Annotated in this window: 8 protein-coding genes; 4 read left to right on the top strand and 4 right to left on the bottom strand. The window is 56.6% G+C overall.

Going from position 1 to position 11,831, the window contains the following annotated elements; genetic code table 11:
• Positions 1-92: 92 nt before the first annotated feature.
• From ldtD to C1Y43_RS03235, 3 genes are all read left to right on the top strand, one after another.
• Complete coding sequence (gene ldtD, locus C1Y43_RS03245; protein WP_104186979.1) at positions 93-1,895, top strand: L,D-transpeptidase; 1,803 nt, start codon at positions 93-95, stop codon at positions 1,893-1,895.
• A 188-nt stretch (positions 1,896-2,083) separates the two neighbouring features.
• A complete protein-coding gene (locus tag C1Y43_RS03240) occupies positions 2,084-2,635 on the top strand; it encodes a YcbK family protein (protein ID WP_031279855.1) in 552 nt (183 codons plus the stop codon).
• A gap of 36 nt (positions 2,636-2,671) precedes the next feature.
• Positions 2,672-3,301, top strand: a complete 630-nt coding sequence (locus C1Y43_RS03235; protein ID WP_058780806.1) for an MBL fold metallo-hydrolase — start codon at positions 2,672-2,674, stop codon at positions 3,299-3,301.
• A 32-nt stretch (positions 3,302-3,333) separates the two neighbouring features.
• On the opposite strand, the gene C1Y43_RS03230 is transcribed toward C1Y43_RS03235, so the two are convergent.
• The 4 genes from C1Y43_RS03230 to pncB all read right to left on the bottom strand — a co-directional run bounded on the left by C1Y43_RS03230 (position 3,334) and on the right by pncB (position 8,917).
• Positions 3,334-4,524, bottom strand: coding sequence for an amino acid aminotransferase (locus C1Y43_RS03230; RefSeq protein WP_021508330.1), 1,191 nt, complete (start codon positions 4,522-4,524; stop codon positions 3,334-3,336).
• A 200-nt stretch (positions 4,525-4,724) separates the two neighbouring features.
• Positions 4,725-5,855: a porin OmpC gene (gene ompC, locus C1Y43_RS03225; RefSeq protein WP_104186977.1), complete on the bottom strand. Its 1,131-nt coding sequence runs from the start codon at positions 5,853-5,855 to the stop codon at positions 4,725-4,727.
• Between the two features lie 300 nt (positions 5,856-6,155).
• On the bottom strand, positions 6,156-7,556 hold the full coding sequence (gene asnS, locus C1Y43_RS03220; RefSeq protein WP_104186976.1) for an asparagine--tRNA ligase: 1,401 nt from the start codon (positions 7,554-7,556) through the stop codon (positions 6,156-6,158).
• Positions 7,557-7,711: 155 nt separating this feature from the next.
• Positions 7,712-8,917, bottom strand: a complete 1,206-nt coding sequence (gene pncB / locus C1Y43_RS03215) for a nicotinate phosphoribosyltransferase (RefSeq protein ID WP_166718395.1) — start codon at positions 8,915-8,917, stop codon at positions 7,712-7,714.
• Between the two features lie 245 nt (positions 8,918-9,162).
• Between pncB and pepN the strand changes: the two genes are divergently transcribed.
• Positions 9,163-11,778, top strand: a complete 2,616-nt coding sequence (gene pepN, locus C1Y43_RS03210; protein WP_104186973.1) for an aminopeptidase N — start codon at positions 9,163-9,165, stop codon at positions 11,776-11,778.
• Positions 11,779-11,831 lie beyond the last annotated feature (53 nt).

Genomic DNA, 11,831 nt, shown 5'->3' with positions numbered 1-11,831 from the left:
GATGCCGTTTTTTATTTTATACTCAACCATAAGAGTACAGGCGGTACACGGCGTTTTCAGGATGCTGTGTCTTTGGTAAGAAGGGGGCAGGGATGTTGCTGAACAAGAAGAGCAGAGTTAATCGTGCTGCAATAGCACTCAGTTTTTCACTGATGGCGGCACCGCTGGCTATCAGCCAGGCGGCAGACGTCGGCGCGCTGCCGCACAGCACGCTGTCAGTGGCTGCCAGCCAGCAGCAAATTCAGCAGGCATTTAGCCCCAGCGAACGACCCTTTTATCTGCCCGGCCTCGCCGGCATCTATGCGGCACGCAACATGGCGCCGCTGTGGCAGGATCGCGACGCCGTGCAGGCTTTCCAGCAGCAGCTGGCAGAAGTGGCGCTCTCCGGCGTACAGCCGCAGTTTACCCGCTGGGTAGAGTTGCTCACTAATCCGGATATCAAAGGCTTCGCGCGGGACGTGGTGCTGAGCGACGCCATGCTTGGCTATCTGCAGTTTGTCGCTAACGTACCGACCCAGGGCGAAACCTGGCTGTACAGCAATGTGCCGTACAAGCTGACCATGCCGTCACTCTCCGCCATCAATCAGTGGCAGAACGCGGTGAACGGCGGAGGCAGCCGCGCCTTTGTGGTGTCGCTGCAACCGCAGCATCCGCAGTACGCACCGATGCACAGCGCGTTAAAAGCGTTGCTGACCGATAACCGGCCGTGGCCGCAGCTGCGCGATAAGGGCACGCTGCGCCCGGGGCAGATCAGCGATGATGTGCCGGCGCTGCGTGAGATTTTGCAGCGCACCGGGATGCTGACCGGCACGCACAGCGCGACGCCCACGCCAGCCGACGATGCCGTCCCGACGGCGCCGCAGCCGGTGAGTCAGAGCGATCAGCCCGTGGCCGTCAGTCCGTCGGCCACCAGCGTCAGCGATCTGCCGGCGCAGGTTCCGCAGGCCAGCGGCAACATCAGCACGGTCACCCCGGCTGCCAGCAATAATGTTTACGACAACACGCTGGTGGAGGGGGTAAAACGCTTCCAGCACTGGCAGGGACTGGCAGACGACGGTGCCATCGGCCCGCGTACCCGCGAGTGGCTGAATGTTTCCCCGCAGATGCGTGCGGCGCTGCTGGCGCTGAATATTCAGCGTCTGCGTCTGCTGCCGGATGACATGCACAACGGCATCATGGTGAATATTCCCAACTATTCCCTGACCTACTACAACAACGGCAATACCATTCTGTCCTCGCGGGTGATTGTCGGTCGTCCGGACCGCAAAACGCCGCTAATGCGCAGCGCGCTCAATAATGTGGTGCTCAATCCACCGTGGAACGTGCCCACCACGCTGGTGCGCCAGGATATCGTGCCGAAGGTGAAGCAGGATCCGAGCTATCTGTATAAGCACGGCTACACGCTGCTGTCGGGCTGGAGCGCTGATGCGGAAGTGATCGATCCGTCGATGATTGACTGGCACATGGTGTCCGCCGCCAGTTTCCCGTATCGCATTCGTCAGGCGCCGGGTGCCAGCAACTCGCTGGGCCGCTATAAATTCAACATGCCGAGTTCAGACGCAATTTATCTGCACGACACGCCGAACCATGGCCTGTTCCAGCGTGATATCCGCGCGCTCAGCTCCGGCTGCGTGCGCGTCAACAAAGCTTCTGAACTGGCCGATCTGCTGTTGCAGGACGCGGGCTGGAACGACAGCCGTATCTCTGACACGCTGAAGCAGGGCGATACGCGCTACGTGCCGATTCGCCATCGTATTCCGGTCAATCTCTACTACCTTACGGCCTGGGTGGCGGACGACGGCCAGCCGCAGTATCGTACAGATATTTACAATTATGATAACCCGGCGCGCTCCGGCAGCCAGGTGCTGACCAAAGCGGGGCAGCTGCTGCTCTAAGCGTTGATTTCCCTGTTATCCTTCCCTCAAAGAAAATGGCAAAACCGGTCTGGAAAATTGATTTCAGACCGGTTTTGCGCATTCTGTGACAGATTGCGGGTTGACTGCTCACCAGGCTGCGGTTACTGTTCGGCCTTGTGTACTTTTTGCACATATTTTTATCGTTTTAGATTAGGTAACCCCGCTTCATGGCTAATTTTGATTCTCAACGTCGTCGTTTATTGCTGCTGGGTGGCGCAGCGGCTGGATTGTCACTGCTGCCAGGTGCAGCGCTGGCGTCAGTTTCCACCTCCCGCCCCCGGGTATTAACGCTCAGTAACATGCATACCGGTGAAACCCTCAAAACTGAGTTTTTTAACGGTAAGAGTTATGACAAGGATGAGTTAGCTCGCTTAAACCACTTCTTCCGCGATTACCGCGCCAATCAGGTTAAACACATCGATCCGCATCTGTTTGACCAGCTCTATCGTTTGCAGACGCTGCTCAACACGCGCAAACCGGTGCAGCTGATCTCCGGCTACCGTACGCTGGCGACCAATAATATGCTGCGTGAATCGGGCCCTGGCGTGGCTAAACACAGCTATCACACCAAAGGGCAGGCGATGGATTTCCACATTGAGGGCATTTCTCTGAGCAATGTTCGCAAAGCGGCGTTATCTATGCGCGCCGGTGGTGTAGGATATTACCCGCGCAGCAACTTCGTACACATTGATACCGGGCCTGCAAGGCACTGGTCCTGATACCGGCAGCGCTGCGTGTGTCGGTCATGGAGCGCTATGAATTACCTGATTATTCCGGTCACCGCCTTTTCACAGAACTGTTCCGTTATCTGGGATGACGAGACGCAACAGGCTGCGCTGGTTGATCCCGGCGGCGATGCCGAAACCATTATTGCCGTGCTGGCGGAGCGAGGCTTAACGCCGTCGCAAATCCTGCTGACCCACGGCCATCTCGATCACGTCGGTGCTGCTGCCGAACTGGCGCAGCACTATCAGGTGCCGATCGTCGGGCCGCAGCCAGCAGATGCCTTCTGGCTGGATAACCTGCCCACTCAAAGCCGGATGTTTGGTTTGCCGGAGTGCGCGCCGCTGACGCCAGATCGCTGGCTGGAAGAGGGTGAAACGGTAAAGCTGGGCAACGTGACGCTGGAAGTGCTGCACTGTCCGGGGCATACGCCTGGCCATATCGTGTTCTTTGACCGTGCTGGACGTCTGCTGATCTCCGGTGATGTGATTTTTAACGGTGGCGTCGGGCGCACCGATTTTCCGCAGGGCAGCCACAGCGATTTAATCGCGGCCATCCGGGATAAACTTCTGCCGCTGGGTGATGATGTGACGTTTGTCCCTGGCCATGGCCCGATTTCCACCCTCGGCCACGAGCGCGTCAGTAATCCTTTCCTGCAATAAAAAAATGGGCCATCAGGCCCATTTTTCGTTGGTCACAGCACGGCGACTATCGCTTCACACAGCGCCGACATATTATCCGGCGTCATGCCTGCCACGTTAACGCGACCAGAATTCACCGCATACACGCCAAACTCTTCACGCAGACGCACCACCTGATCTTTGGTCAGACCGCTGAACGAGAACATGCCGTTCTGTTTGATGATGAAGCTGAAATCGCGCTGTGCGCCTTTCTCCGCCAGGGTATTCACAAACAGCTGACGCATGCGCTGAATGCGCTGACGCATGTCGGTCAGTTCCTGCACCCAGATGGTACGCAGCGCGTCGTTACCGAGAATGGTGGCGACCACGGCAGCACCGTGCGACGGCGGGTTAGAGTAGTTGGCGCGGATGCTGTATTTCACCTGGCTGAATGCTGTCTTCGCCACGTCGGCCGTTGCCGCTACCAGCGTCAGCGCACCGACACGCTCGTTGTACAGACCAAAGTTTTTCGAGTAGGAGCTGGCGACGATCAGTTCCTGATGGGATGCGGCGAAAATGCGCAGGCCTTCAGCATCTTCATCCAGACCGCGTGCGAAGCCCTGGTAGGCGAAATCGAACAGCGGCAGCCAGCCTTTCTCCAGCGACAGCTGCGCCAGCTGTTGCCACTGGTCAGCGGTAGGATCGATACCGGTCGGGTTATGGCAGCAGCCGTGGAACAGCACCACGTCGCCCGCCTGCGCTTCCTGCAGCGAGGCCAGCATGCCGTCGAAGTCGAGGCTGTGGGTCGCCGCATCGTAATACTGGTAATCACACACTTCCAGACCAGCGGCGTTGAACACGTTTTTGTGGTTCGGCCAGCTGGGATTGCTCACCCAGACGCGTTTGACGTTGGTTTGCGTAGCGAGGAAATCCGCGGCGACGCGCAGCGCACCGGTGCCGCCCGGCGTCTGCGCGGTGCAGGCGCGGCCAGCGCTAATCAGCGCGTTCTCTTTGCCAAACAGCAGTTCCTGCGTGCAGCGCGCGAAATCAGCCAGACCATCAATGCTGAGGTAGTTTTTGGTGGTCTCGTTCTCCAGTAGATACTGCTCAGCTTTTTTCACACTGGTCAGCACCGGCGTTTTGCCGGTTTCATCTTTATAAACACCAATGCCAAGATTGATTTTATTCGGGCGGTCGTCGGCGCGAAACAGGTCAGCCAGTCCCAGAATAGGATCGGCTGGTGCGGCAGAGATTGATTCAAACATGAGTCAGTTCCGTTAGGGTGAACTTTAGCAAAATGAGCTATCAGGTTAACGTCAGACGCAACGCTTGCCAACCGCTGACATAAAAAAGAAATAACTGTGGCGTATAAAGTAATGGCGCTAATCGGGAGCCCGATCACTGAAATGCAAAACGGAGCCCGAAGGCTCCGTTTCTGAGGTGTTACGCAGTTCGAATCGGCAGATTAGAACTGGTAAACCAGGCCAACGCCAACCACGTCGTCGGTAGAAGTACCGGTAGCGCGGGTGAAGTCGTTGTCGTCCAGCAGGTTGATTTTGTAGTCAACGTAGGTGGACATGTTTTTGTTGAAGTAGTAGTAGGTACCGATTTCGATATATTTAACCAGGTCAGCATCGCCGCCAGCGAAGGTTGAACCGTGGCCAGTCGCGCCGTTCAGGTCCTTGCCTTTAGACTGCAGGTAAGCGATGGATGGACGCAGACCGAAGTCGAACTGGTACTGAGCAACCACTTCGAAAGCCTGCGCTTTGTTGGCAGCGAAGTTGAAGTCAGGGCCGGTAGCGCCAGTGCCGTCGTTGTTATTGCCATATTGAGTCAGGTTACGAGACTCACCATAGAAGGCAGCCAGGTAGACGTTGTTGGCGTCGTATTTCAGACCGAAACCGTATGCATCTGCTTTCTCACCGTTGCCATCCAGCTGCTGCTGATTGGTACGATCTGAAGAGAAGTATGCACCCACTGCGCTGATGCCCATACCAGTGTCATAGGACAGAGAGGTACCCCAGCCGTCACCGTTGTCATAACGTGGACCGCGACCTTCGTTTTTGCCCTGATACTGAACAGCGAATGCCAGACCGTCAACCAGACCGAAGAAGTTGCTGTTACGGTAAGTCGCCAGGCCGTTAGAACGACCGGCCATGAAGTTGTCGTTGTCCTGATACAGGGTATCGTCACCGAATACTGGCAGCTGGTCAGTGTAGGACATTGCGTCGTACAGAACGCCGTAGTTACGGCCGTAGTCGAAGGAGCCTGCATCAGCAAATTTCAGACCGGCGAAGCCAACACGAGTTTTAGAACCAGAAGTGCCCTGTGATTCAGCAACGTTAGCCTGTACGTTGTATTCCCACTGGCCGTAACCGGTCAGCTGGTCGGTAATCTGAGTTTCACCCTTGAAGCCGAAACGAACGTAAGATTTGTCGCCGTCTGAGCTTGAGTCATCAGAGAACTGATGGCGCGCATCAACTTTACCGTAGAGGTCCAGTTTGTTGCCGTCTTTGTTATAGATTTCTGCTGCGTTTGCTGCGCCGGCAGCTAACAGAGCAGGGATAACCACTGCAAGAATGTTGCGCTTCATCATTATTTATTACCCTCATTGGAGTTATTTGGACATCTGCCACTGCCGTCAAGAAACCTTTACGGGAACCTTGAAAGAAGTTTGATGTCTCCTGTGTCTGCACGCATCTTTCCATCACGGGGTTGCTAATTCTAGCCCGAAAATGATTCAATTCTCGTAATTACGTATCAAAAAGCAAAATTGTATTACAATTTGTAAAATATCGGGAACTTTGTGAGAGAACTCAAAATTTACAAAAATAAAAAAAGGCCGGCAGGGCCGACCTCAATATATATATGAATTTCTTATATTTAATCTTAAATCTTAGAAATTCGCGTTACGTGGCGTGCGTGGGAACGGGATAACGTCTCTTACATTTTGTACGCCAGTGACATAGGCGATCAAACGTTCGAAACCTAAACCGAAGCCGGCATGTGGCACGGTGCCATAGCGACGCAGGTCACGATACCACCAGTAATCTTCCTTATTCAGGCCCATTTCAGCGAGGCGCGCGTCCAGCACATCAAGACGCTCTTCACGCTGGGAACCGCCGATGATTTCACCGATGCCCGGCGCCAGCACGTCCATCGCCGCCACGGTTTTACCGTCGTCGTTCATACGCATGTAGAACGCTTTGATATCTTTCGGGTAGTTCTTCACCACCACCGGCGCTTTAAAGTGTTTCTCCGCCAGATAACGCTCGTGTTCTGAAGAGAGATCGACGCCCCATGACACCGGGTTCTCGAAGCTCTGGCCGCTTTTCAGCAGAATGTCGACGGCGTCGGTGTAGTCTACCTGGGCGAAATCCATGTTGATGAAGCGCTCCAGACGGGCGATGGCTTCTTTATCCACGCGCTCGGCGAAGAACGCCATATCATCAGCACGCTCTTCCAGTACCGCTTTAAACACATACTTCAGCATCGCTTCCGCCAGGGCAGCCGCATCGTCCAGCGTAGCGAACGCCACTTCCGGTTCCAGCATCCAGAATTCCGCTAAGTGACGGCTGGTATTCGAGTTCTCGGCACGGAACGTCGGGCCAAAGGTATACACTTTGGACAGCGCACAGGCGTAGGTCTCGGCGTTCAGCTGGCCGGAAACGGTCAGGAAAGCCTCTTTACCAAAGAAGTCTTTATCGAAATCGACTTTGCCCTGCGGGTCGCGCGGCAGGTTTTCCAGATCCAGCGTTGAGACGCGGAACATCTCGCCAGCACCTTCAGTGTCAGAGGCGGTGATCAGCGGCGTGGAGACCCAGAAATAGCCGTTTTCATGGAAGAAGCGATGCAGCGCCTGCGCCAGCGTATGACGTACGCGCGCCACGGCACCGACAATATTAGTGCGCGGACGCAGGTGCGCCACTTCTCGCAGGTATTCAATGCTGTGACGTTTAGCCGCCATCGGATAGGTATCCGGGTCGTCCACCCAGCCGGTGACTTCAACCTGGGTCGCCTGCAGTTCGAATGCCTGGCCTTCACCCGGTGACTCCACCACTTTACCGGTGACGATCACCGAACAGCCGGTGGTCAGACGCAGCACTTCATCCTGATAATTATTCAGAGAATTATTGACGACGGCCTGAACGGGATTAAAGCAGGAACCGTCATAAACGGCGATGAAGGAAAGACCGGCTTTGGAATCTCTTCGGGTACGTACCCAACCACGTACGGTGACTTCACTGTCAACCGCGACACGGCCGTGCAGTACATCCGCTACAGGCACTACGCTCATAAAAATCTCTCTATATAAATGAAGATGGAGTGAAATAAGCCCCATTCCGGGGTTTAGCTATGTTACTTGCGAGCCACCAGGAAACAAGCAAAATTGCCGGAGAATAAAGAGATTTTCTGGCGCAGAGCAGGGCGCAGGCACCCTGCTCAGGCCGATTAGCTGGCGCGTTTGACCAGCGGCAGCTCGAAGGCTTTGCGCAGGGCGCGCACGAAGGCTTTATCCTGGCAGATGGTTTTACCGGGACTGTCGGAGAGTTTGGCCACCGGTTTACCGTTGCAGCTCACCAGTTTGATCACGATATTCAAAGGCGTGACGCCGGGAATATCGCAGGTGAGGCGGGTGCCGATGCCAAATACCACGTTCGCGCGCTGACCGAAATGACGATACAGCGCCAGTGCTTTATCGAGGTTGAGATTGTCGGAGAACACCAGCGTTTTGCTGAGCGGATCAATATTCAGCCGCTGATAATGCGCAATGGCTTTTTCTCCCCACTCCACCGGATCGCCCGAATCATGGCGCAGGCCCTGATAGCGATGGGCAAAACCGGGGCCGAAATCACGCAGGAAGGCGTCCATCGTGATGCAGTCGGTCAGGGCAATGCCGAGCTGGTTATCGTACTCATCCAGCCACGACTGCAATGCCGCGCGCTGGCTGTTGGCCAGTACCGGGCTGATCTGCTGATGCGCCTGGAACCATTCATGTGCCTGGGTTCCGACCGGGTTAAGCTGCAACCGGCGCGCCAGATCGTAGTTACTGGTGCCCAGCAGCCACGGGAATTCGTTTTTCAGCGTGCTGACAATTGCTTCCTGCACCGCGCGCGAATAACGACGGCGTGTGCCAAAGTCCATCAGCTGGAAGCGCGACATATCGAGATCGCCTACCTGCTCACGGAAGTGCACCAGCTTCTGCTGCAGATGCGCCACCGCCTGTTCCGCGCCGCTTTCCGGCGTCCGGTGACGGTGTACCACTTCGCTGATCAGCGCCAGCAGCGGCACTTCCCACAGAATCACTTCACGCCACGGGCCGCGAATCTGAATGCGCAGATGTCCGTGATCGTCGCGCACCTCAACCTGCGAGGCATCGAAGCGGAACTGGCGCAGCCAGTCGAGATAATCCTGCTGGAAAAACGGTAAGCTGCTGAGGTAACGATATTCGTCATCGCTCAGCGCCAGAGATTGCATGGCAGTAATGTGCGTGCGGATGGCGTCGGCATACTGGCCGAGCTGCTCATCGCTGCGGCAGCGAAATTCTGCCGTTACCGGGACATCGTAGTAACGATGATAAACGGCCTGCTGCATGTGAAGCTTATAGGCATCGGTATCAAGCAGCGTGGTCAAAATCGGGGAAGCGTGTCCAGTCATGGTGCGTTTCAGCATCCTCTTCCGCGGAGCAGAGCCCGGTATTCAACAAAGTCATAAAGACGCAGGAGTATAAAACAGTAATCACCGCGATCACACCATAATTGCAGGTGACAGGTCGAGGGTCATTTGTGCCATTGTTAATGAATTGTAGACTTTTGGCGCAACGCACGCTTTGTGCGTGGCAACCCGGGCGCAACCCGCTTAGACTCTGAGGGTTGAATATATTAACGATGCGAGAAGGATTTATGACGCAACAGCCGCAAATTAAATATCGCCACGACTACCGGGCGCCGGACTACACCATCACCGATATCGACCTGACGTTTGATCTTGATGCGGCGACCACGCGCGTCACCGCCGTCAGTCAGGTAAAACGCCTTGGCGCGCAGCAGGCTGAACTGCGTCTGGACGGTGAGGCGCTGACGCTGCTGTCGCTGGCGGTGGATGGCAATCCGTGGCCGCACTACCGCGAAGAGCAGGGCGCACTGATCATCAGCCAGCTGCCGGACAACTTTACCCTGACCATCATTAATGAAATCCATCCGGATAAAAACACCGCGCTGGAAGGGCTGTATAAATCCGGCGAGGCGCTCTGCACCCAGTGTGAAGCCGAAGGCTTCCGGCATATCACCTGGTATCTCGATCGCCCGGACGTGCTGGCGCGCTTCACCACCACCCTGATCGCCGACGCGGCTAGCTATCCGTACCTGCTGTCCAACGGTAACAAGCTGGAGAGCGGTCAGCACGAGGATGGTCGTCACTGGGTGAAATGGCAGGATCCGTTCCCGAAACCCTGCTACCTGTTTGCGCTGGTCGCCGGCGATTTCGATGTGCTGCGTGACAGCTTTACCACCCGTTCCGGCCGTAACGTGGCGCTGGAAATTTTTGTCGATCGCGGCAACCTCGACCGTGCGGACTGGGCGATGACCTCGCTCAAAGCCAGCATGAAGTGGGACGAAGAGCGGTTCGGCCTCGAATATGACCTCGATATCTTTATGATCGTCGCGGTGGATTTCTTCAACATGGGCGCGATGGAGAATAAAGGCCTCAACGTCTTCAACTCCAAATACGTGCTGGCCAAAGCGGAAACCGCCACCGACAAAGACTATCTCGGTATTGAAGCCGTGATTGGTCACGAATATTTCCACAACTGGACCGGCAACCGCGTCACCTGCCGCGACTGGTTCCAGCTCAGCCTGAAAGAAGGTCTGACGGTCTTCCGCGATCAGGAGTTCAGCTCCGATCTCGGCTCGCGCGCGGTCAACCGTATTGATAATGTGCGCGTGATGCGCGGCGCGCAGTTCGCCGAGGATGCCAGCCCGATGGCCCATCCGATCCGTCCGGATCAGGTGATCGAAATGAACAACTTCTACACCCTGACGGTGTATGAGAAGGGTTCTGAAGTGATTCGCATGCTGCACACGCTGCTGGGTGAAGAGCAGTTCCAGCAGGGGATGCAGCTCTATTTCGAGCGTCACGATGGCAGCGCCGCCACCTGTGATGATTTCGTGCAGGCGATGGAAGATGCCTCCAACGTCGATTTGTCACAGTTCCGCCGCTGGTACAGTCAGTCGGGCACGCCGGTGCTGACGGTGCGTGATGACTACAACCCGGAGCTGGAGCAGTACACGCTGCACGTCACGCAGCACACGCCCCCGACCGCCGATCAAAAGGAGAAGCTGCCGCTGCACATTCCGCTGGATATCGAACTGTATGACGGCGAAGGCAAGGTCATTCCGTTGCAGCACAACGGTCATCCGGTTCATCACGTGCTGAACGTCACCGACGAGTTCCAGACCTTCATTTTCGACAACGTCTATTTCCAGCCGGTGCCGTCGCTGCTGCGGGAATTCTCCGCACCGGTGAAGCTCGACTATAAATGGAGCGATGCGCAGCTGACTTTCCTGATGCGCCACGCGCGCAACGACTTCTCGCGCTGGGATGCCGCGCAAAGCCTGCTGGCGACGTATATCCGCCTCAACGTGGCGCGCCATCAGCAGGGCCAGCCGCTGTCGCTGCCGCTGCACGTCGCCGATGCTTTCCGCGCGGTGCTGCTGGATGAGCAGGGCGATCCGGCGCTGATGGCGCTGATCCTGACGCTGCCGTCAGAGAACGAGATCGCCGAGCTGTTCGAAGTGATCGACCCGCTGGCGATTGCCGCAGTGCGCGCGGCGCTGGTGCGCACGCTGGCGAATGAGCTGAGCGATGAATTCTATGCGGTGTATCTCGCCAACCAGAGCAGCGACTACAAAGTCGAGCATGCCGAGATCGGCAAGCGCGCGCTGAAGAATGTCTGCCTGAGTTATCTGGCGTTTGCGGACGCGGAGCAGGCCAGCAAACTGGTGCAGGCGCAGTACGACAAAGCAAGCAACATGACCGATGCGCTGGCCGCGCTGTCAGCGGCGGTGGCGGCGCAGTTGCCGTGCCGTGATGCGCTGCTGGCGGCGTACGACGAGCGCTGGCATCAGGATGGTCTGGTGATGGATAAGTGGTTTATGTTGCAGGCCACCAGCCCGGCGGCTGACGTGCTGAGCAAGGTACGTAGCTTGCTGACGCATCGCTCGTTCACCATGGGTAACCCGAACCGCATCCGTTCACTGATTGGCGCGTTTGCCTCGGCCAATCCGGCAGCCTTCCACGCCAAAGATGGCAGCGGCTACCAATTCCTGGTGGAGATGCTGACCGATCTCAACCGCCGCAACCCGCAGGTGGCAGCGCGCATGATTGAGCCGCTGATTCGTCTGAAGCGTTATGATGCCGAACGTCAGGCGCTGATGCGCAAGGCGCTGGAAACGCTGCAGGGGCTGGAGAATCTGTCCGGCGATCTGTACGAGAAGATCACCAAAGCGCTGAACGCGTAATCACTCAGGTCGCCATGAATGGCGACCCTACACGGATTACGCACGGTACGTGT

The organism is Pantoea sp. ICBG 828, assembly GCF_002928355.1.
Classification (GTDB): Bacteria; Pseudomonadota; Gammaproteobacteria; order Enterobacterales; family Enterobacteriaceae; genus Pantoea; species Pantoea dispersa.
Note: the sequence above shows the minus strand (reverse complement) of the source record. Positions and strands in the feature narration are given on the sequence as shown.